Annotated in this window: 20 protein-coding genes; 9 read left to right on the forward strand and 11 right to left on the reverse strand. The window is 61.1% G+C overall.

Features of this window, described 5'->3' with window-relative positions; translation table 11 throughout:
- Position 1: 1 nt before the first annotated feature.
- Positions 2–547 carry a hypothetical protein gene (locus tag CKO36_RS07495; protein WP_200282808.1) on the reverse strand — a complete coding sequence of 182 codons (546 nt, stop codon included), beginning with the start codon at positions 545–547 and terminating at the stop codon, positions 2–4.
- A 278-nt stretch (positions 548–825) separates the two neighbouring features.
- Between CKO36_RS07495 and aroA the strand changes: the two genes are divergently transcribed.
- The 5 genes from aroA to CKO36_RS07520 all read left to right on the forward strand — a co-directional run bounded on the left by aroA (position 826) and on the right by CKO36_RS07520 (position 6,348).
- Positions 826–2,151, forward strand: a complete 1,326-nt coding sequence (gene aroA, locus CKO36_RS07500) for a 3-phosphoshikimate 1-carboxyvinyltransferase (protein ID WP_338053440.1) — start codon at positions 826–828, stop codon at positions 2,149–2,151.
- A gap of 31 nt (positions 2,152–2,182) precedes the next feature.
- Positions 2,183–2,884, forward strand: coding sequence for a (d)CMP kinase (cmk, locus tag CKO36_RS07505; protein WP_200282873.1), 702 nt, complete (start codon positions 2,183–2,185; stop codon positions 2,882–2,884).
- Positions 2,885–3,040: 156 nt separating this feature from the next.
- Positions 3,041–4,720 carry a 30S ribosomal protein S1 gene (gene rpsA / locus CKO36_RS07510; RefSeq protein WP_200282812.1) on the forward strand — a complete coding sequence of 560 codons (1,680 nt, stop codon included), beginning with the start codon at positions 3,041–3,043 and terminating at the stop codon, positions 4,718–4,720.
- 76 nt (positions 4,721–4,796) lie between these two features.
- On the forward strand, positions 4,797–5,153 hold the full coding sequence (gene ihfB / locus CKO36_RS07515) for an integration host factor subunit beta (RefSeq protein WP_200282814.1): 357 nt from the start codon (positions 4,797–4,799) through the stop codon (positions 5,151–5,153).
- 58 nt (positions 5,154–5,211) lie between these two features.
- The gene (locus CKO36_RS07520; protein ID WP_200282815.1) at positions 5,212–6,348 is read left to right on the forward strand and encodes an NAD(P)/FAD-dependent oxidoreductase; all 1,137 of its coding nucleotides are present in this window, start codon (positions 5,212–5,214) and stop codon (positions 6,346–6,348) included.
- On the opposite strand, the gene CKO36_RS07525 is transcribed toward CKO36_RS07520, so the two are convergent.
- Positions 6,345–6,884: a hypothetical protein gene (locus tag CKO36_RS07525; protein ID WP_200282816.1), complete on the reverse strand. Its 540-nt coding sequence runs from the start codon at positions 6,882–6,884 to the stop codon at positions 6,345–6,347. The two genes, CKO36_RS07520 and CKO36_RS07525, sit on opposite strands and share 4 nt — an antisense overlap.
- Before the next feature lie 239 nt (positions 6,885–7,123).
- Between CKO36_RS07525 and rpsF the strand changes: the two genes are divergently transcribed.
- From rpsF to CKO36_RS07545, 4 genes are all read left to right on the forward strand, one after another.
- Positions 7,124–7,525, forward strand: a complete 402-nt coding sequence (rpsF, locus tag CKO36_RS07530; protein WP_200282818.1) for a 30S ribosomal protein S6 — start codon at positions 7,124–7,126, stop codon at positions 7,523–7,525.
- Positions 7,526–7,607: 82 nt separating this feature from the next.
- A complete protein-coding gene (gene rpsR / locus CKO36_RS07535; protein WP_200282820.1) occupies positions 7,608–7,832 on the forward strand; it encodes a 30S ribosomal protein S18 in 225 nt (74 codons plus the stop codon).
- Positions 7,833–7,881: 49 nt separating this feature from the next.
- Positions 7,882–8,334: a 50S ribosomal protein L9 gene (rplI, locus tag CKO36_RS07540; RefSeq protein ID WP_200282822.1), complete on the forward strand. Its 453-nt coding sequence runs from the start codon at positions 7,882–7,884 to the stop codon at positions 8,332–8,334.
- Positions 8,335–8,388: 54 nt separating this feature from the next.
- Entirely contained in the window at positions 8,389–9,087 is a 699-nt protein-coding gene (locus tag CKO36_RS07545) for a metal-dependent hydrolase (RefSeq protein ID WP_200282823.1), read from the forward strand.
- A 17-nt stretch (positions 9,088–9,104) separates the two neighbouring features.
- On the opposite strand, the gene CKO36_RS07550 is transcribed toward CKO36_RS07545, so the two are convergent.
- From CKO36_RS07550 to gcvH, 9 genes are all read right to left on the reverse strand, one after another.
- Positions 9,105–9,356: a MoaD/ThiS family protein gene (locus CKO36_RS07550; RefSeq protein WP_200282825.1), complete on the reverse strand. Its 252-nt coding sequence runs from the start codon at positions 9,354–9,356 to the stop codon at positions 9,105–9,107.
- Positions 9,353–10,636, reverse strand: a complete 1,284-nt coding sequence (locus CKO36_RS07555) for a molybdopterin molybdotransferase MoeA (RefSeq protein WP_200282828.1) — start codon at positions 10,634–10,636, stop codon at positions 9,353–9,355. The genes CKO36_RS07550 and CKO36_RS07555 overlap by 4 nt, the downstream gene beginning before the upstream one ends.
- A 4-nt stretch (positions 10,637–10,640) precedes the next feature.
- Positions 10,641–11,171: a molybdenum cofactor biosynthesis protein B gene (moaB, locus tag CKO36_RS07560; protein WP_200282831.1), complete on the reverse strand. Its 531-nt coding sequence runs from the start codon at positions 11,169–11,171 to the stop codon at positions 10,641–10,643.
- 62 nt (positions 11,172–11,233) lie between these two features.
- Complete coding sequence (locus CKO36_RS07565; protein WP_200282834.1) at positions 11,234–11,692, reverse strand: response regulator; 459 nt, start codon at positions 11,690–11,692, stop codon at positions 11,234–11,236.
- Positions 11,685–14,948 carry a response regulator gene (locus tag CKO36_RS07570; RefSeq protein ID WP_200282837.1) on the reverse strand — a complete coding sequence of 1,088 codons (3,264 nt, stop codon included), beginning with the start codon at positions 14,946–14,948 and terminating at the stop codon, positions 11,685–11,687. Before CKO36_RS07570 ends, CKO36_RS07565 begins: the two co-directional genes overlap by 8 nt.
- Before the next feature lie 3 nt (positions 14,949–14,951).
- Complete coding sequence (locus tag CKO36_RS07575; protein WP_200282840.1) at positions 14,952–16,082, reverse strand: fused response regulator/phosphatase; 1,131 nt, start codon at positions 16,080–16,082, stop codon at positions 14,952–14,954.
- A 173-nt stretch (positions 16,083–16,255) separates the two neighbouring features.
- On the reverse strand, positions 16,256–17,716 hold the full coding sequence (gene gcvPB, locus CKO36_RS07580; RefSeq protein WP_200282843.1) for an aminomethyl-transferring glycine dehydrogenase subunit GcvPB: 1,461 nt from the start codon (positions 17,714–17,716) through the stop codon (positions 16,256–16,258).
- Positions 17,717–17,755: 39 nt separating this feature from the next.
- Complete coding sequence (gene gcvPA / locus CKO36_RS07585; RefSeq protein ID WP_200282846.1) at positions 17,756–19,126, reverse strand: aminomethyl-transferring glycine dehydrogenase subunit GcvPA; 1,371 nt, start codon at positions 19,124–19,126, stop codon at positions 17,756–17,758.
- 39 nt (positions 19,127–19,165) lie between these two features.
- Positions 19,166–19,555, reverse strand: a complete 390-nt coding sequence (gcvH, locus tag CKO36_RS07590; RefSeq protein ID WP_200282848.1) for a glycine cleavage system protein GcvH — start codon at positions 19,553–19,555, stop codon at positions 19,166–19,168.
- Positions 19,556–19,577: the final 22 nt, after the last annotated feature.

Here is a 19,577-nt window from a genome sequence, read left to right on the forward strand (position 1 = left end):
TTTAGGGTTTGGAGGTTTCGTTTGTAGGGCCGCTGGCGGGATTGCTGGCAGGGGCGGCACTCGGCAGCTGTTCGCAGTCGAAGCGACGAAAAGTTGCGTTGCCATTGGCCATGGCTTGGGTGAAGAAAAGCTGGTGCTTAATCAGATCGATATGCAACAGGCCGTTGGCGGCGCTGATTTGTCCCCCGCGTGTCCATACCGCCTGGGTATCCTTGAGCCAGTCAGTTGAGCTGTCGATGTGTGCCGGCTCGATGCTGTAGTCCGGTTCCGGCTGGGTGTCCGGGCCTGAACCGAGCTTAACCACTGTCAGGGTGATTGGCTCAGGGTCGGATGCCGGCACTTCGGTATAGCTCACCTGGCCCGATGCGCCAAAACTGACCTGTCGGGACGGCTGCTCGACGCAGCGTAGCTGAATACGGTCCGGCTGTGGCGGCGGGGGCTTGGCTGCCAGGAGAGGGGCGGCGAAGCCCAGGGAGAGGGCGGTAGCGGCAAGCAACGGGATTGCTGGTGGCCAGGGGATACGTCTGCGGAGCGTTGCGCGTCTCATGTCGGGCTGTTGATGGCTGTTCAGGATAAACTCTGGGGGTGACAGGGATGACCAGAGAGCATCTTAGCAGGCACGGGCGCTCCTTGCTGCGCGCGATTGGTTGGTCTTGGCGTGCGAGTCGTACGCATGCGTTTACAGATGGCGGATATTCCGCTATTTTTGCATGAAAATAACCAGCGGCTGCCACTGATGATCGCCGACGGTCAATGTCTTTCTCGCCGACCTGCGTTTCTCAGGCCGGGTTTTTTGCCTTCATTTACATAAGGAGCGGGATCTCAGTGACGGCTCAGCATGAACTGCGCTTCGATCTGACCCCGGGCGGGACGCTCGGCGGTTGTTTGACCGTGCCGGGGGATAAGTCAATTTCTCACCGGGCGGTGATGTTGAGTGCCATCGCCGATGGCGCCAGCGAGATTAGCGGCTTTCTGGAAGGCGCCGACAGTCTGGCGACCTTGCGGGCGTTTCGTCAGCTTGGGGTGGAGATCGAGGGACCCGAGCAGGGACGCGTGCGGGTGCATGGTGTGGGGCTGCATGGCTTGCAACCGGCAGCAGCCCCGCTGGAGATGGGCAATTCCGGTACCTCCATGCGCTTGCTGACCGGCTTGTTGAGCGGTCAGTCGTTTGCGACCGAGCTGGTCGGGGATGCGTCGCTGAGCAAGCGTCCGATGGGGCGGGTGGTTGAACCCCTGAGCACCATGGGCGCGCGCATCACGGCCAGCGCCCAGGGCACCGCACCGCTGCTGATTCAGCCGGCAGGGGAGGGGTTGCGTGGTATTGAGTATGCGCTGCCGGTGGCCAGTGCTCAGGTCAAATCCAGCCTGTTGCTGGCAGGTCTCTATGCCCAAGGCGAGACCTGCGTGATCGAGCCGGTGCCGACGCGCGATCACACTGAGCGCATGCTCCAGGCCTTTGGCTGTCAGGTGCAGCAGCAGGGAACCCGTCGCTGTCTCAGCGGTGGCCAACGCCTGAGCGGAGCGCCCATTGCGGTGCCGGGTGATATTTCCTCGGCCGCGTTTTTCCTGGTCGGGGCCAGCATTGCCACCGGGAGCGACCTGACCCTGACTGGTGTGGGCATCAACCCCACCCGCACTGGAGTGATCAGCATTCTGCAGGCCATGGGGGCCAATATCGAGTTGCTCAATCCCCGGGATCAGGGCGGCGAGCCGGTGGCGGATCTGCGGGTGCGGGCCGCTGAGCTGACCGGCATTCGCATTCCGCTCGATCAAGTACCGCTGGCGATTGATGAATTTCCCGCGCTCTTCATTGCCGCCGCCTGTGCTCAAGGCGAGACGCTGCTGCAGGGGGCTGAGGAATTGCGGGTGAAAGAGAGCGACCGGATCCAAACCATGGCTGATGGCTTACAGGCGCTGGGCATTGAGGCCGAGCCTTTACCCGATGGTCTGCGCATTCAGGGCGGCGTCTTGCAGGGGGGGAGCGTTGACAGTCATGGTGATCACCGGGTGGCGATGTCCTTTGCCATCGCCGCCTTGCGCGCCCGCGAGGCGATAGAGGTGCGCAACTGTGACAATGTGAATACCTCTTTTCCGCATTTTGCCACCCTGGCGGCAGCGGCTGGCCTGGGCATTGTTGAGCGCTATGACTGATGCTGGAGCCACACCTATGACTTCTGAACCGATGGCACCGGAGCCGATCACCACGGATCAGGCGGCGGCGCCGACTGCGCCGGTCATTACCATTGATGGCCCGTCCGGCTGTGGCAAGGGCACCATCGCCGCTCGGCTGGCTGAGTGGCTGGGTTGGCATTTACTCGATAGCGGAGCGCTGTATCGTGGCCTCGGCTATGCCGCAGCCAATGCCGGTTTGGATCTCGACGACGGAGAGGCACTGGGCGCGCTGGCGCAACAGCTGGATTTGCACTGTGTCGGGTCGCAATTGCTGCTGGCGGGGACGGATATCTCGGCGGATATTCGCACCGAAGTCGCGGCGGCGGCAGCTTCGCGTGTCGCCTGCCACGCTCAGGTGCGCCAAGCCATGCTAGGCTGGCAGCGCAATGCGGCCCAGCCTCCGGGCTTGGTGGCGGACGGGCGCGACATGGGCACTGTGGTCTTTACCGCAGCGCTGGTGAAGTTCTATCTGGACGCCAGTGCTGAGGAGCGCGCCAAACGGCGCTATAAACAGTTGAAAGATAAAGGTGCGGATGCTAATCTTGCGACCCTGATTGATGACTTGCGCCAGCGCGATGCGCGGGATCGGCAACGGGCCTTGAGTCCGCTGTTGCCCGCATCTGATGCTGTTGTCATCGATACGACGACGATGTCCGTTGATGCGGTCTTCGCCGAGGTCATCCGCGCCCTGCCGGCTTCCGTGCGGCGCTGAGCGGTTGAAGCGAGGCCACGAGATTGCCGGGGGAGCCCGTCCGCCGGCTTGTTTTTTTAACTAACCCTCCGCGATTGTGTTGCCCGCATCCGAGCTGGATCGGAGGTGCGACAACCGCCGGAGCTAGGCGCTGTGACGCCAGGAATTTCCACGCTCATGACCGAAAGCTTTGCCGATCTCTTTGAAGAGAGCTTGTCCAATACCCAACTCCAGCCCGGCACCATTATTACCGGGCAGGTCGTCGATATCACCAACGATTCGGTGATTGTGAACGCCGGCCTCAAGTCCGAAGGGATCATTCCCCGCAACCAGTTCATGTCACCGGAGGGCCAGCTTGAGGTGGCCGTCGGTGACGATGTCCAGGTGGCCCTCGACGCCGTCGAGGATGGCTTCGGCGTGACCCGTTTGTCGCGCGAAAAGGCCAAGCGTTTTGCCGCCTGGGATTCGCTCGAAACCGCCTTCGAGGACGGCGCCACCGTCACCGGCATGATCAATGGCAAGGTCAAGGGCGGCTTTACAGTCGAACTTGGCAGTGTGCGCGCTTTCCTGCCCGGCTCCCTGGTGGATGTGCGGCCGGTGCGTGAGACCACCTATCTTGAAGGCAAGGACCTTGAATTCAAGGTGATTAAACTCGACCGGCGCCGCAACAATGTGGTGGTTTCGCGCCGCGCTGTGGTTGAGGAAGAATACAGTGCCGAGCGCGAGGCGCTGCTGGAGAAGTTGGAGGAAGGGGTCGAATTGATGGGCGTGGTCAAGAACCTGACCGACTACGGCGCCTTCCTGGATCTTGGCGGCATCGACGGTCTGCTGCACATCACCGACATGGCCTGGCGACGCGTCAAGCATCCCTCCGAGGTGGTCGAGATTGGCCAGGAAGTTATGGTCAAGGTGCTCAAGTTCGACCGCGACCGTCAACGTGTCTCCCTGGGCCTGAAGCAGATGGGCGAGGATCCCTGGGCCAATATCGGGCGTCGCTACCCTGAAAGCACCCGGGTGTTTGGTAAGGTCACCAACATTGCCGACTACGGCTGCTTCGTCGAGATCGAAGAGGGCGTCGAGGGTCTGGTGCACGTCTCTGAGATGGATTGGACCAACAAGAACATTCACCCAAGCAAGGTGGTGTCGCTTGGCGACGAAGTCGAGGTCATGGTGCTCGATATCGACGAGGAACGTCGGCGCATCTCCCTCGGCGTCAAGCAGTGCCAGGCCAATCCTTGGGACGAGTTTTCTGCCACCCACAAGAAGGGCGACCACGTCAGCGGTCAGATCAAGTCGATTACCGATTTTGGCATTTTCATCGGCCTTGATGGCGGTATCGACGGTCTGGTGCATCTATCGGATATTTCCTGGGACGAAAACGGCGAGGATTCGCTGCGCAACTTCAAGAAAGGCGATGTGCTCGAAACCGTGGTGCTATCGGTCGATCCGGAGCGCGAGCGGATTTCACTTGGCGTCAAACAGCTTGACAAGGATCCCTTCTCCAGCTTCGTAGCGCTGCATGAAAAGGGCAGCATTGTCACTGGCACCGTCACCGATATTGATGCCAAGGGCGCAACCATTGCGCTGGCTGAGGGGGTTGAAGGCTATCTGCGCGCCTCTGAGATTGCGCGGGATCGTGTCGAGGATGCTCGGGCCGCGCTCAAGCCGGGTGAGGAAGTCGAGGCCAAGTTTGTTGGCGTTGACCGCAAGAACCGCACCATTTCGCTGTCGATCAAGGCTAAGGATGCTGCTGATGAGCAGGCCGCCATCAAGGGCTATGCAAGCGAGGCCCAGGCTGGCACCGCAACCTTGGGCGACATCCTCAAACAGCAGATGGAGGAAGCGCAACGGGATTGAACGCCTTCGGTTTAATCCCTGTGTTACTTGACGGTGGCGGGGCTGGTCCCCGCCAAAGATGGGAAATCTACCCTCTATGATGAAATCCGAGCTGATTGATGCCTTGTCCGCCGGGCAGGGGCATCTGGCCTACAAGGATGTGGAGCTGGCGGTACGCTGCATTGTCGAGCGCATGAGCGGCGCTCTGGCCTCGGGCGAGCGGATTGAAATCCGCGGTTTCGGCAGCTTCTCTCTGCACTATCGCCCGCCACGCGTGGGCCGCAATCCCAAAACGGGTGATTCCGTGGCGCTGTCGGGCAAGCATGTGCCGCACTTCAAACCGGGCAAGGAGTTGCGTGACCGCGTCAACCAAGCCTATGCCCTTGAGCTGCAACAGCAGGCCACTGCCGAAGTCAAAGCTGACATGGACGCTGAGGTCGGTGCCGAAGCCTAGGCTGCAGCCACAGCATCAGGTGTTTTCGTAACCACAAACGACGAATGTAGGAATCTTTATGGCTGGCAAGCAGCGCATCACCATTGTAGGTTCGGGCTTTGGTGCATTAACAGCGACCCAGTGGCTGCGCAAATCCACTGCGGAGGCCGACATTACGCTGGTGAGCCCCAAGCCCGAGTTTATCTATCTGCCGGGTCTGATCTGGATTCCGTCCGGATTGCGCACGGCAGAGCAGCTGCGCATTAATCTGCGGCCGTTTTTTAAGCGGATGCGCGTGCAGCATCACGCCGCCGAGGCGACCGGGCTGAGCGAAAGTGGCCGAGTTCTGGAGACTTCGGCCGGCCCGATCGAGAACGACGGTCTGATTATTGCCAGCGGTGGGCGCTTCCTTAAGAAGCTGCCGGGGATTGAGCATGCCATTACGCCCTGCGAAGGCATTGCGGCGGCGGAAAAACTCCGTGACCGGATTAAATCCATGGATGGCGGCACCATTGCGATGGGCTTTGCCAGCAATCCCAAAGAGCCGTCTTCCATGCGCGGCGGCCCTATTTTTGAGTTCCTGTTCGGGCTCGATCGTCAGCTGCGTGCCGAAGGTCGGCGTGAGCGCTTCAAGCTGGTGTTTTTCACGCCCGCACCCCGGCCCGGTAACCGCCTGGGACCCAAAGCCGTGGATGGGGTGCTGGCAGAAATGGCGCGAGTCGGAATCGAAACCCATCTAGGGCACAAACTCAAGGAATTCAGCGCGCATCAAGTAACCACGGAAGGCGGCTCCTTCGAGGCCAATCTGATTGTCTTCATGCCGGGCATGACCGGCAATGCCTGGTTCGATCAAACGTCGCTGCCTCGCTCTCCGGGCGGTCTGCTCAAAGCCGATGCCCAATGTCGGGTGCCGGGTCTGAAGCGGGTCTATGTCGCCGGCGATTCAGGCAGCTTCCCAGGGCCGGACTGGATGCCCAAGCAGGCGCATATGGCTGATTTGCAGGCGCGGGCGGCGGCGAAAAATCTCGCCGCTGAGCTGCGCGGCGATGTGCCGCAGGCCGGTTTTAAGGTTGAGCTGATGTGCATTCTCGATGCCAATGATCATGCGATGCTGGTGGTCCGCGACGAGAAACGCAATTTCGTGTTGCCTCGCTCACGCGCCTTCCACTGGATGAAACGACTCTACGAGTGGTACTACTTGCGGCAATATCGCTAATGGTGGCGAAACTGCTGCTGTAGATCACGGCTGATGGCCGTGCTCAGGGCCTGCACCGCTTGCGGATCCACAATACCCTGCCCGCATTGGGGACAGGGCACCCGATAGTCGCGATCCAACGCAATAGTCCCGTTGGTTTTCTTGCGCACTCTCAGATGTATCGCCAGCTCGGCTTGATCGGAATGGCGCTCCGGCAGGCTTGTCTGTTGCAAAAAGCTCGGTTCGATGAGGATTTCGGCTTCGTTCGGTGCCGTGGCGGAGGTGAGTTCCTGCACCGAGGCAAAGATTTGTGAGGCACGAATGCGTTTGGCCAGATGGTCTTCGAGTTCGTGACGCAACATCCAGCCAGTAAGCTGATCGACTTCGCCGTTCATAGGCAGGATGGCGGCGTTCAAAGCACCGCGGTAGGACTCATTGGCATCAATTGAGGGCGAGCTGGCCAGGCAGCCGCCAAGCAGCAAGGCCAAGGGGGCCGGGATCAGGGCCAGGGGCGCCAGGAGCAGGGTTCGGGTGGTTGGCTTCAGCAGCTTGAGCATAGTCGCATGGGTCTTGATGCGGTCGTGTGGTCGCCAATGAGTTCTTGAGCGAATGATACCCTGAGACAGCACTGCGCGCTGATGTGCAAAGCGCTGGCCATGGCGGCGCGTTGATAATGATTTACAGACCCGACAAAAGCCGCCATAATAGGCGGCTTCGTTGATTTTCTATTTCCACTCCTTGCCTCACCGCTTGCACTCGTTGGAGCCGGGAGGCTTTTGATCCGTGAGGAGCCTGCATGCGACATTATGAAGTAGTGTTTCTGGTGCATCCAAGCCAGAGCGAACAGGTACCGGGGATGATTGAGCGCTATCGGAGCGGGCTTGAGAGCCGCGGCGGTCAGATTCACCGGCTTGAGGACTGGGGGCGGCGTCAGCTGGCCTATCCGATCAATAAAGTCCATAAAGCACATTATGTGCTGATGAATATCGAGTGCGATCAGGAAGCCCTGGATGAGCTCGTGACGGCCTTCCGCTTCAACGATGTCATTCTGCGTAACATGGTCATCAAACGTGATGCAGCCGTGACTGAGTTGTCACCGCTCGCGAAAGGCAATGAGGACTCAGCCGAGTCGCAGGGTGGCGAGGATCGCTCCGAGCGCCGCCCACGCCGTCGCGACGATGAGGATGAAGACGAGTAAGCGCGCCGGGTAAGTACCCCAAGTAAGCACACAGCTGTGCTCGCTCAACGTCAAGATCACCAGATTTCACCAGGATTGCATTATGTCTCGTTTTTTTCGCCGTAAGCGCTATTGTCGTTTCACTGCTGAGGGCATTACCGAAATCGACTACAAGGACTTGAATCTGCTCAAGTCTTTTGTAAGCGAATCAGGCAAGATTGTTCCCAGCCGCATCACCGGAACCTCGGCTCGCTATCAGCGCCAACTCGCCACGGCTGTCAAGCGCGCGCGTTATCTGGCCCTGCTGCCCTATACCGATGGCCATTGATCAGGCCAGCTGGGGCGAACGCAGCCTGTTCATTTAAGAGGATTCTGTTGTGGATGTCATTTTGCTCAAAAAAGTCGCCGGCCTGGGTTCGCTGGGCGACAAAGTTTCAGTGCGCCCCGGTTATGGGCGCAATTATCTGATGCCTGGCGGCTTTGCAGTTGCCGCTACGGCAGAGAACCTGAAAGCCTTTGAGGAACGGCGTGCCGAGTTGGAGCGCGAAGCCGCTGAGGTGCTGGCCGCTGCCGAGGCACGCAAAGCCAAGCTCGAAGGAATGCGGATTACCATCGGCCGCAAGGCTGGGGAAGAGGGCCGCTTGTTCGGTTCCGTGGGAACCGCCGATATCGCCGAGGCTATCAGCCAAACGGCTGCAACCGAGGTCCAGCGCAGCGAAGTACGGCTACCCGATGGCCCGCTGCGCCATGTGGGTGAGTTCAACATCAGTTTGCGCCTGCACGCCGATCTTGAGTGCGAAGTGATACTGGATGTGGTTGCAGCGGACTGAGACGGACTGGGATTGCCGCGCGCGGCTGAAGCCACCGCGCGCTGGCTTCTAGGGATGGCTAATTTTCAGGCGCATTTGACTGTCGGTGCTACGGTGGCCGGCATTGCTGCACTTGCCGTCAATTATCACGAACTGGCTAATTTTAACCAGGCACAAGGGCTGTTCGTGCTGGGAGTTGCCGGTAGTCTGTTCCCCGATATTGATGTCGATGACTCCAAGCCGGTGCGGGGTTTTTTTGCGCTCCTCGGCTTGGGTCTGGGCTTGGCGGCGGCCAGTGCGCTGCGCCAGCGCTTTCTGATTTTTGAGTTAGCGCTGATTTGGGTCGGCATTTGGTTGGTGGTTTATTTTCCACTGCGGATGCTGTTCGCCCGCCTCACAGTACATCGCGGAATCTATCACTCCCTGCTGATGGCGGCCACGGTGGCGATCTTTGCGGTGGTTGCTGCAGATCGCTGGCTGGACTTTGATCCCCTGCTAACTTGGTTGGTCGGTGGCTTTGTGCTGCTCGGCTATCTGACCCATCTGGTGCTCGATGAGATCGCCAGCATTGATTTGGCGGGCAAGCGCATCAAAAGATCCTTTGGCACCGCGCTAAAACCTCTGAGCCTCAACGCTTGGCCAGTGTCGTTGCTGTGTCTGGGCCTGCTGGGTGTAGGGCTGTGGTTGGCTCCCGACCCGGCACCATTGTTCCACTGGCTGCGTAACCTCGGATTACCCCAGCTCCCCCAAACGCTGCCGGCGTTTTTCAGTTAGTCAGTAACCCTTTTGCCTCAGCCCCCGGTCACCGGCGGGAAGAAGGCAACTTCGTCACCTGGATGAATGCGGGCCTCGGCGGAAACGACCTGTTGGTTGATGGCCGCCAGCAGCGGTTGTTCAGGAGCCAGGGCGTCACACCAGGGCTGATCCCGGCTGGCCAGCTGGACGCGCAGCTCGGCCAGGCTGACAGGGGTCTCCAGTGGATAGTCTTCACCGTCGCAGCCCAGGGCTTCGCGCAGGCTGGCAAAATACAGCAGGCGGATCATATTAGCAGCTCGCTGAAGGGCAGGAAGTCGATCGGATCGCCGGGCTGAATCTGACACTGCTCGGGAATCACAGCCAGACCGTTGGCCCAGGTCAGTGAGCTGATGGCAGCCGAGGAGCGGCTCGGGAACACCTGGACCCGGGATTGGCCCTCAGCGTCCTGAGTCAGGCGGGCGCGCTGGTATTCGCGGCGCTTGTCGGCCTTGTTGCTGGAGAAATCGGCGTAGGCGCGCTGGGAACGTGGATAGAGATCGCCACCGACGCCTTGCAACTTTAGGATCAGCGGTCGCGCGAACAGCACAAAGGTCACAAACAGCGACACCGGATTGCCGGGGCTGCCGAGGAACGCCGCTGAGCCGATCTGTCCCACGGCAACCGGCTTGCCGGGGCGCATGGCCACCTGAGCAATATCCAGCTGCCCCAGCTGTTCGACCGCTGGGCGGACGTGATCTTCCTCCCCCACCGAGACGCCACCACTAGCAATAACCAGATCGGCTGCGGCGGCGGCCTGGCTGAGCGCTTGCAGCGTCGGCTCGAAGCGATCCGGGATCATGCCCAGGTTGTACACTTCACAGCCCAGCGCGCGCAGCAGGGCGTTGAGCATGAAGTGGTTGGAATTGTAAATCTGCCCCGGTTGCAACGGCATGCCAGGCATGACCAGTTCATCGCCACTGCTAAGGACAGCGACGCGCAAGCGCCGATAGACCGGCAGTTGGGCCAGGCCGACCGAGGCCGCCAGTGCCAGATGCTGCGGACCCAGCCGGGTGCCGGCCCCAAGGATGGCATCACCAACGGTGATGTCCTCACCGCGCTGGCGGACGTTGGCACCGGGCTTGATGCGTGCGACTTCCTCGGCGGCGATGCGCAGGTGCTCACCGTCCTGGGTGCAGACTTCCTGGATGACCACGGTATCGGCGCCCTCGGGCAGCAGGGCGCCGGTAAAAATGCGCGCGGCCGTGCCGGGGGTCAGGGGCTCCTGTGGCGGATGGCCGGCCGCAATGCGCTGGCTAATCGGCCAGCCAGGCGGATCGCGGATCAGATCCGCCTGGCGCAGTGCGTAGCCATCCATGGCGCTGTGATTCCAGTGGGGCTGATCGAGCGGGCTGGTCAGGGTTTCCGCCAGGACGCGGTCCTGGGCCTGGTCAAGGGGCAGATACTCGATCTCCGGCAGCGCGTGCTCGCTGGCCAGAATGCGCGTAATGGCTTCTTCGACGGTGCGCTTGTTGTGAGCAGCCCGGTTGGCGCTGGATGAGCGGGCTTGGGAGGCGGCGGTAGTCGTCATGTTTTCAACGCTCATTGAAGCGCGTGATCAGTTGCGCGAAATTGCAGGGATGGGTGCGGCGGTCGAGCTGCTCGGCCAGGATACCATCCCAGGCAGTGCGGCAGGCGCCGGTGGAGCCGGGTAGGCAGAACAGCAGGGTGGCATTGGCGATGCCGGCCAGGGCACGTGACTGAATGGTCGAGGTGCCGATCTCCACGAACGACAGCGAGCGAAACAGCTCACCGAAGCCATCAAGGCGCTTGTCAAGCAGACACTCCAGCGCCTCGGGGGTGTTGTCGCGACCGGTGATGCCGGTGCCGCCGGTGCTAAGAATGACCTGGATCTCGGCATCGGCAATCCAGTGGGAAAAGACGGCGCGCAGCAGATAGCGATCATCGGTGCAGATTTCACGCGCGATCACCTGATGACCCGCCGCAGTGGCCCGCTCGGCGAGTAGCTCCCCAGAGCTGTCGTTCGCGGAGGTGCGACTGTCGGAGACGGTCAGAATGGCGAGCTTCAGCGGCAGGAAGTCGAGGGCTTGAGCGGTTTGGGACATGGCGAGTGTGTTGGTGGCTGTGTGAATCGGTGGCGCTTATTCTAACGGTTGATTCAATTTCGTTAAACAAACCTAACTACATCAGGGCGAAACCGTTCTACTGTCAAGTCTGAATGTGGCGCAGATTGGCTTCGAGGGAGAGAAATAGCCTCGCCAGTTGCGGGTCGAAGTGTTGCCCGGCTTCCTGGCGGATCAGCGCAAAGGCCTCTCCAGTTGCCGGGTGCGCTGATCGGTTTGGTGAGGTAATTGGCCGCACCCAGTGAAAGACCGTGCGCTTCGTCGTCGGTCTGCTTGCGGGCGGTGACGAAAATCACTGGAATTTCGTGGGTGGAAGCCATCCCGGGCATCACGATGTCGAGCAGGATGAGATCCGGGCGTGGGTCGCGATCTGCGATTTTCAGCGCCAGGGGGCCATTGGTGGCGACCTTAACGCCATGGTGAGGCATTAAGATGTTTTTCAGCAGATCAATGTTGGCCGCTGTATCATCCACAATCAGCAGGGTATGCTGATGGTCAAGCATCCGGTTCGACTTCCGTGTTGATGTCGAGCGCAGCGGCTAACTGGGTCAATCGCTCCAGCGCGGTTTCGAAATCGTAGCCTGCGACGGCTTGCAGCAACTGATGTGCCTGAGCCTCTTGGGCGCCGCCCATGAGACTGGCGCACAGGCGCTTGACCGGGATTTCCGCCTCGGCATCAAAGGCTGCCAGCAAGCACTTGGCCTGGATGAAGAGGTCGCCTAGCACCGGGCGATCCTCCGGGCTGGCGGCTTTTTGGCTGGAACCGGCTGGTTCGGTATCAAGCTTGGCGATGCTGGTCATGACTACCTGTGTTGCAGCGTCCAGACGCTGTAACAATGGGAGGCTCTCCGTCAGAGGCCGCTCGGCGCTGAGCGCCTGTTCCAGCGCGGCTGCAGCGGCGGCCATAGCCTCGGCACCGATACTGCCGGCCAGCCCCTTGAGCGTATGCGCCTGACGCTCGGCATAGGTGCGTTTAGTGTCCAGAGGCAAGCACTCATGGAGCTGAGTTAATGCGGTGGCGAAGTGTTCGCGACACTGTGACAGGGTGTTGAGGTACGCCGCACGGTTGCCGCTTAAGCGGCGCAGGCCGATACCGGTGTCCAGCCCCGGCAGGGATGGCAGCTCCGGGTCGTTGCTGGCATTGGGTGACGCGGTTGTGAAGCTGGGAGCCTCGGCCACACCGCCGGGCAGATGCTGTGCCAGTACAGCATAGAGCTGATTCGGATCGATCGGTTTGGCCACATAGTCGTTCATGCCGGCTTCGAGACAGCGTTGGCGATCATCCACTAGGGCGTTGGCGGTCATGGCGATAATGGGCAGATGGCGATAACGCGGCTGTTGGCGGATGGCGCGCGTCGCCGCGAGGCCGTCCATCACCGGCATTTGCACATCCATCAAGATGGCATCGACTGGCACGGCGGCCAAGCGCTCAAGACCGGCCTGTCCATGGTTCGCGGTGCTGACCTGAAGACCGAACTGGCGCAACAGCGCCTGGGCAAGTTGCTGATTGATTTGATTGTCTTCCACCAAAAGCACATGATACTCATGCAGTGGCGGGTGATCGGAGGGCGCTGGATAGGTGGATGTCCGCGCCGACAAGACGCGACCCTGGGGTGAAAAGGCGTTAATGATGGCATCAAACAATCCACTGGGCTGAAAGGGCTTGGCCAGTACGCCATCGACGCCTTGATGATGCAGGTGACGACGCATTTCTGCGGTGCCAAAGGAGGACATCAGCAAAATCCGCAGCTTGGGATCAAGGTGCTGCAGCGCTCGTACCTGGCGGATCAGCTCGATGCCATCCATGCCGGGCATTTTCCAGTCGGTGATCAGCAGGTTCCAGGCCGCTGGCGATTGCAACAGGCGCAAGGCTTCGGCGCCGTCGGTTGTTGTTTGCACCTCAAAACCGAAGGATTGCAGATAGCGGGCCAGGATTCGCACCGTGCGCGGGTTATCATCGACCGCCAGCACCCGCAGGTGGCGCAAGTCGGGGCTGGGCATCTCAAAGCGTTGCGGTTGCACCTTGGGCTTGCCAAAGCGCGCGCTGAAGGAAAACTGCGTACCCGCGCCGGGCTGGCTCTCTACCTGGATCTCTCCGCCCATCATCTGCACCAGACGGCGGCTGATGCTCAGCCCCAGTCCAGTGCCACCAAAACGGCGCGTGATGGTGGCATCGGCCTGGGTGAAGGGGTGAAACAGCGTGGCGATTTGCTCCGCGCTCAGGCCAATGCCGGTATCCTGTACCGTGAAACGCAAGGTGACCTCGGTTGGGCTGTCTTGCAGCCGTTCAACATACAGATGAACTTCACCGTGCTCAGTGAACTTGATGGCATTGCCCACCAGATTGATCAGCACCTGTCCCAGACGCAAGGCATCGCCGATCAAATGCGGTGGCACATCCAGGTGGGTTTCCATGGCCAGCTCCAGCCCTTTTTCCTCGGCCTTGATGGCGGTGAGCGTGGCCAGCTTGCCAAGCACGGTTTCCAGCTCAAAGGGTGCGGCTTCCAATTCCAGACGCCCGGCGTCGATTTTGGAGAAATCCAGAATGTCGTTGATGATGGCCAGCAGGCTATTGGCCGAGAGCAGCACCTTGTCAAGATAATCCTGTTGCTCGTCATTCAGTGGCGTTTGCAGTGCCAGACGCGAAAACCCGATGATGGCATTCATCGGGGTGCGGATTTCGTGGGACACATTGGCCAAAAACTCGCCTTTGGCCCGGTTGGCGGCTTCGGCGGCGAATGTCGATGCTTTCAGTTCCTCTTCGCGCTGGTGGCGCAGCAGCGCAATGGCCACCAGGTGCGCCGCCCAGTTAAGGCGTTTGAGTGCGGCGGCATCGGGGGCTTTGGGGGTGGAAAAATAGAGCGTTACCGTTGCGATGACGTGTTGGTGTTCATTGTTCACCGGCATTGACCAACACGCGCGCCGCCCGGCGATGGCGGCGCGCAAGAGTTCCGAGTTGGGCTGGGTGGCCAGATCCTCGACGATGACCAGCTGGCCGGTGGCGGCGGCGGTGGCACAGCAACAGGTGACGTCCCGGTCATCGTTCAGTCTGTCGATGAACTGGTGGTACGCATCGGGCAGGTGGGGCGCGGCTCCGTGATGCAGGTGGTGGGTCTCGGTATCGACCAGCAGAATGGCACCGCAACTGCCCGGCACCAGCATTTCGACTGTGGCAACAATGCTGGCCAAGACCTCATGCAGGGCTTCGCCAGCGGCGATCTCTTCCAATACCCGGCTGTTTTCAGCCAGAGCGCGTTCTTCCTGGCGTCGGGCCGAGATGTCGCGCACCACGCCGATGAAGGTGGTGCGGGTCTCGTCCTGCATGTCGATAATCGACAGCTCAAGCGGAAGCGACTGGCCGTTTTGGTGTCGGCCCAGTGCCTCGCGCCAGTGGTGTGGCGTGGCATCCTGGCAGTGCGGATCGTGCGGATCGCGCGGATCGAGACATTGAATCGGCGGCGTGGCTTCGGTGGCCAGAAAATCCGGGATCAGCTCGTTGACCTGTCGCCCCAGCAGCGCCGATTCGGGATAGCCAAACAGCCGTTCCACTGCCTCGTTGACCATAAAGATCCGGCCCTGGGGATCGGTTTGAATCAAACCGTCTTGCATGGAGTGCAGAATGGCCTGGGTGCGCCGCATCACCCGTTGTTCCACATTCTGGAATGGCTGGGTCAAGCGTCCCATCAGCAGCCAAAGCAGGCAACCACAGCCTAGCAAACACAGCCCGCCAGAGGTATACAATTCCTGCGATGACAGCATGGCTCAAAGACTGATCTCGACCAGGGTGATGTCGTCATGGAAGGATCGCGCGCCGCGAAAAGCCTTGAGCACGCCCAGTAAGTCCGTCAGCGGCCGGCTGGTCTCACACGTCTTGAGGAATGCCAGTAGCCGGGGCACACCAAACAGCTCGTCACTGGCATTGTCAACCTCAACCGCTCCGTCGGAAAACAGATACAACCGCGAACCCGGTGTCAGCATCAGCTGCGCACCGGCCCCGGCGATGTCAATGTCTTCCAGAATGCCCAGTGGCAGCAGGCTGGGTGCAGTCAGCGTCTCCCACTGATCATTGCAGGCATCAAGCAGCACAGATTCCGGCATGCCACCGCTCCACCACCATAGCTGATCGCGCGCAGGCGCCAGTTCGACCGCACTGAAAGCCATGAAAAAGCCGGTGGGCAACTGACGGCAGAGGATGACATTGATCGCAGCGATGGTCGCGACCATGGAGTCGCCGGCCGCAGCCTGACTGTAGAACACCTGGGCGACCAGGGGCGCGGCCACTGCCGCACGCAGGCCATGGCCAACAAAATCGCCCACCAGCACCCAGTGTCGCCCATCCGGAGTGAAGGCCGACAATAGAATGTCGCCATTGGCGCGATCTGCCGGTGCGGTCAGAAAGCGCAGAAAACGCTCATCAAACTGGCGGTGGGTGCGCATGCGGATGATGATGTCCTCAATGACCTGCTTTTCATCGCGCAGTTTCTCGTTATGCTGTGTCAGCTGCTGGCGTGCCTGACGTAACGCCAGATGAGTGGCCACCCGTGCCCGCACCACCACCGGATTGAAAGGTTTGGTGATATAGTCCACCGCTCCGTACTGAAAGCCACGCACCTCGCTGGTCTCATCGGCGCGCGAGGTGATAAAAATGACCGGGATGTCGCGCGTACTGGGATCCTGTTGCAGCTGAGCCAGTACCTCAAAGCCATCGATCCCAGGCATCAGAATATCCAGCAGGATCAGATCAGGCGGCGGAGACGCGCGGGCGATCTTGAGAGCGGTGGCGCCATTGAGCGCCGGAAGCAGACGATAATCCTTTTTCAGTGCTTCTTTGAGAATGTCAATGTTTAGAGCAGCGTCGTCAACGATTGCGATAGAACAGCGATTATCGCACATCCAGTGTATCCTTTGGGTTCGATGAAAACTTACGTTGTTGTAAGGTTAAGGATACGTGACGAATGTTACTTTCACTTGAAGATCAACACATCAACATTCCGATTGTTGAACCAAATCCGGCGGGCGCTGGGTTTTGCCCGCCTGGGCGCTCTGTGCTGAGCGCTCTGTGAATTTTATCTCTCTGCAGCCGGTTTCCAGGCCAGATCCAGATGCCGCGCGGCGCGCACATCATCGAGCCGCTTGACTGGCAACTGGTGCGGGGCGGTGCGCAGGGTCTCGGGTTCCTGTTCAGCCTCGGCACGAATGGCGATCATGGCCTCGACAAAGGCATCAAGCGCTTCCTTGCTCTCAGTCTCGGTCGGTTCGATCAGCAGACACTCGGGCACCAGCAGCGGGAAGTAGGTGGTGGGGGCGTGAAAGCCGTAGTCGAGCAGGCGCTTGGCGAAATCCATGGTGCTGATGCCATAGTTCTTGGCCTCGCGCTTGAGCGTGAGGATGAACTCATGGCTGGCGCGGCGCTGCGGATAAGCGAGTTGAAAGCCGGCCTCGCTCAGGCGTTTGAGCAAATAGTTGGCATTCAGGGTGGCATAGTCGGCGACCCGCTTCATACCCGCGCCGCCGAGCAGCCGGGCGTAGATATAGGCGCGCAACAGAATACCGATGTTGCCACCAAAGGCGGTCAGGCGGCCAATGCTGTCGTGATGGCTGTGCTCGTCCTGCCACACAAAGGTGTCATCGCTCGCGCGTGCCACCAACGGAATCGGCAGATAGGGTTCCAGATGTTTGGCCACTCCGACCGGACCGGCCCCCGGACCGCCGCCACCATGCGGGGTGGAGAAGGTCTTGTGCAGGTTCATGTGAATCACATCGAACCCCATATCACCAGGGCGCACCTGCCCCAGGATGGCATTCAGATTGGCACCGTCGTAATACAGCAGCCCACCGGCGGCGTGCACACGCTCAGCAATGATCTGGATGTTGCGGTCAAAGACCCCGACGGTGCTGGGATTGGTCAGCATAATACCGGCGGTCTGCGGCCCCAAGGCGCGGCTCAGCGCCTCGACATCGACATCACCATCAGCGCCGGTGGGAATCTCGCGCACCTCGAAGCCGGCCATGATAGCCGAGGCCGGGTTGGTGCCATGCGCGGCATCGGGCACCAGAATCTCGCGGCGGGCGTGGTCGCCACGGGCGTCATGATAGGCGCGAATCATCAGCACTCCGGCCAGCTCACCCTGGGCGCCGGCGGCTGGGGCCAATGAGACGGCGTGCATCCCGGTGACGGCCTTGAGAATCTCTTGCAGATCGAACAGACAGGCCATGACGCCCTGGCTGTGGGTCTCGGGGGCCGCTGGATGGCGCGCCAGAAAGCCGGGCAGGGAGGCCAGGCTGTTGCAGGCGCGCGGGTTGTACTTCATGGTACAGGAGCCGAGCGGATAGAAATGGGTGTCGATGGAGAAGTTCTGCTGCGACAAGCGCGTGTAGTGGCGCACTGTGTCCAGTTCGGAGACTTCCGGCAGGGCCGGGCGCCGCTGGCGGCGCAGCGCAGTGGGCAGGTCAGCGCAATCCGGAGTGGTGAGCGGAGCCTGCGCGGCGGCGCGGCGACCGGGGTGGGAGTGGTCGTGAATCAGCATGGTGAATCCGGGGTCGGGTGAGTCCGAGGCGGGCGCCCCTTACAGGAGGCGCTGCAGGGCGTCATGGTAGCGGTCGATGTCCGCTGCGGTGCGCACTTCGGTGGCGCATACCAGCAGGCCGGGGTCCAGCTCGGGATAGGCGCGCCCAAGATCAAAGCCGCCGAGAATGTCGGTCTCCGCCAATGCGGCCAGCACCTCAGGCGTCGGGCGCGGCAAACGCAGCGCCTGCTCATGGAACACCGGGCGCTCGAACAGAGGCTCAACCCCTGGCAGCTCGGTCAGGCGGGCGCTCAGGGTGCGCGTATTGGCATGGCAGTTCGCCGCCACTCGCTCCAGCCCCTCAGCGCCGAGCAGCGCCAGGTGAATGGTGGCGGCGGTGACCAGCAGGCCCTGATTAGTGCAGATATTGGAGGTCGCCTTGGAGCGGCGAATATGCTGCTCGCGCGCCTGGAGGGTCAGGGTGTAGCCGGGCCGGCCGTCGAGATCCTGCGTCTTGCCGGCGATGCGGCCCGGCAGTTGTCTGACCAGCGCCTGGGTGCAGCACAGGAAGCCCAGATAGGGGCCGCCGGACGCCAGCGGCATACCGAGCGGCTGACCTTCGCCACAGGCGATGTCAGCGCCCTTGTCGCCCCAGTCGCCGGGCGGGCTGAGCAACGCCAGGGCGATGGGATTGACCAGCCCGATGGCCAGAGCATTGTGGGCATGTGCCCAGTCGGTGAGGGCATCGACCTCTTCGAGCACGCCAAAGAGGTTTGGCTGCGGGATCACCAGTGCCGCGCAGGCCTGCCCGGCAGCGGCCTGCTCCAGCGCCTCAATGGTCGTATGGCCGCCGGTGCGGTCATAGGGGACTTCGATCAGCTCCACCCCTTGATGACGCACAATGCTGCGCACCGTCTGGCGGTAGAAGGGATGTACGCTGGCTGGCATCAGCACGCGCTTGTCCTTTACCTTGCGATTGGCGCGCACTGCCATGAGCACCGCTTCGGCCAGCGCCGAGGCGCCGTCGTAGAGCGAGGCATTAGAGACATCCAGGCCGGTCAGGGCGGTCATCATCGACTGGAATTCATACAGCACTTGCAGTGTGCCCTGACTGGCCTCGGCCTGATAGGGGGTGTAGGCGCTGTAGAATTCGCCGCGCGTGGTGAGCTGCCAGACGGCGGCCGGGATGTGATGCTCATAGGCGCCGGCGCCGATGAAGCATACAGGCTCGCCATCGGCGCGCGCGCGCGCCTGCATCAGGCGCGTGACATCCATTTCCGGCGCGGGACTGAGCATGGAATCCGGCAGGCCGGCGATCTCGCCGGCGCGCAGCTCAGCTGGGATTTCATCGAACAAATCCTCAATGCTGGCCGCGCCAATGGCGGCGAGCATCGCCGCAGTGTCTTCCGAGGTGTGGGGGATAAAAGGCATGCTGGTAAGCTTTTTGGCGTTTGGCGGCGTTTGGCGACGTTAGTCGTCGGCGATCTGCTCGCCATAGGCGTCGGCGTCGAGCAGGGCTTCGATCTCCGAGGGATCGGCGATTTTGAGACGGAAGATCCAGCCCTCGCCATAGGCGTCGCCATTGATCAGCTCGGGACTGTCACTGAGCTGTTCGTTGATTTCGACCACTTCGCCACTGATGGGGCTGTAGACATCGGACGCGGCCTTGACCGATTCGACCACGGCGCACGCCTGCTTGGCGCTGAGTTCATCGCCGATCTTGGGTGGCTCGACGAACACCAGATCGCCGAGGGCTTCCTGGGCATGTTCGCTGATGCCGACGGTCGCAGTGCCGTCGCCATTGTCCATCAGCCACTCGTGGCTGTCGTTGTAAACTCGATCTGTGGGTACCTGACTCATAAGGGGATTCTCCGAGTAAGCT

The sequence above is a fragment of the Rhabdochromatium marinum genome (assembly GCF_016583795.1).
Classification (GTDB): Bacteria; Pseudomonadota; Gammaproteobacteria; order Chromatiales; family Chromatiaceae; genus Rhabdochromatium; species Rhabdochromatium marinum.

What these genes read in the sequence shown, in the direction of transcription:
- CKO36_RS07570 (WP_200282837.1), bottom strand. Translation starts at nt 14,948, where the DNA reads ATGCTGTCATCGCAGGAATTGTATACCTCTGGCGGGCTGTGTTTGCTA.
- gcvH (WP_200282848.1), bottom strand. Translation starts at nt 19,555, where the DNA reads ATGAGTCAGGTACCCACAGATCGAGTTTACAACGACAGCCACGAGTGG.
- rpsA (WP_200282812.1), top strand. Translation starts at nt 3,041, where the DNA reads ATGACCGAAAGCTTTGCCGATCTCTTTGAAGAGAGCTTGTCCAATACC.
- CKO36_RS07495 (WP_200282808.1), bottom strand. Translation starts at nt 547, where the DNA reads ATGAGACGCGCAACGCTCCGCAGACGTATCCCCTGGCCACCAGCAATC.
- CKO36_RS07520 (WP_200282815.1), top strand. Translation starts at nt 5,212, where the DNA reads ATGGCTGGCAAGCAGCGCATCACCATTGTAGGTTCGGGCTTTGGTGCA.
- gcvPA (WP_200282846.1), bottom strand. Translation starts at nt 19,126, where the DNA reads ATGCCTTTTATCCCCCACACCTCGGAAGACACTGCGGCGATGCTCGCC.
- CKO36_RS07575 (WP_200282840.1), bottom strand. Translation starts at nt 16,082, where the DNA reads ATGTGCGATAATCGCTGTTCTATCGCAATCGTTGACGACGCTGCTCTA.
- CKO36_RS07555 (WP_200282828.1), bottom strand. Translation starts at nt 10,636, where the DNA reads ATGACGACTACCGCCGCCTCCCAAGCCCGCTCATCCAGCGCCAACCGG.
- gcvPB (WP_200282843.1), bottom strand. Translation starts at nt 17,716, where the DNA reads ATGCTGATTCACGACCACTCCCACCCCGGTCGCCGCGCCGCCGCGCAG.
- cmk (WP_200282873.1), top strand. Translation starts at nt 2,183, where the DNA reads ATGGCACCGGAGCCGATCACCACGGATCAGGCGGCGGCGCCGACTGCG.
- CKO36_RS07565 (WP_200282834.1), bottom strand. Translation starts at nt 11,692, where the DNA reads ATGCTTGACCATCAGCATACCCTGCTGATTGTGGATGATACAGCGGCC.
- ihfB (WP_200282814.1), top strand. Translation starts at nt 4,797, where the DNA reads ATGATGAAATCCGAGCTGATTGATGCCTTGTCCGCCGGGCAGGGGCAT.
- rpsR (WP_200282820.1), top strand. Translation starts at nt 7,608, where the DNA reads ATGTCTCGTTTTTTTCGCCGTAAGCGCTATTGTCGTTTCACTGCTGAG.
- CKO36_RS07545 (WP_200282823.1), top strand. Translation starts at nt 8,389, where the DNA reads ATGGCTAATTTTCAGGCGCATTTGACTGTCGGTGCTACGGTGGCCGGC.
- CKO36_RS07525 (WP_200282816.1), bottom strand. Translation starts at nt 6,884, where the DNA reads ATGCTCAAGCTGCTGAAGCCAACCACCCGAACCCTGCTCCTGGCGCCC.
- CKO36_RS07550 (WP_200282825.1), bottom strand. Translation starts at nt 9,356, where the DNA reads ATGATCCGCCTGCTGTATTTTGCCAGCCTGCGCGAAGCCCTGGGCTGC.
- moaB (WP_200282831.1), bottom strand. Translation starts at nt 11,171, where the DNA reads ATGTCCCAAACCGCTCAAGCCCTCGACTTCCTGCCGCTGAAGCTCGCC.
- rpsF (WP_200282818.1), top strand. Translation starts at nt 7,124, where the DNA reads ATGCGACATTATGAAGTAGTGTTTCTGGTGCATCCAAGCCAGAGCGAA.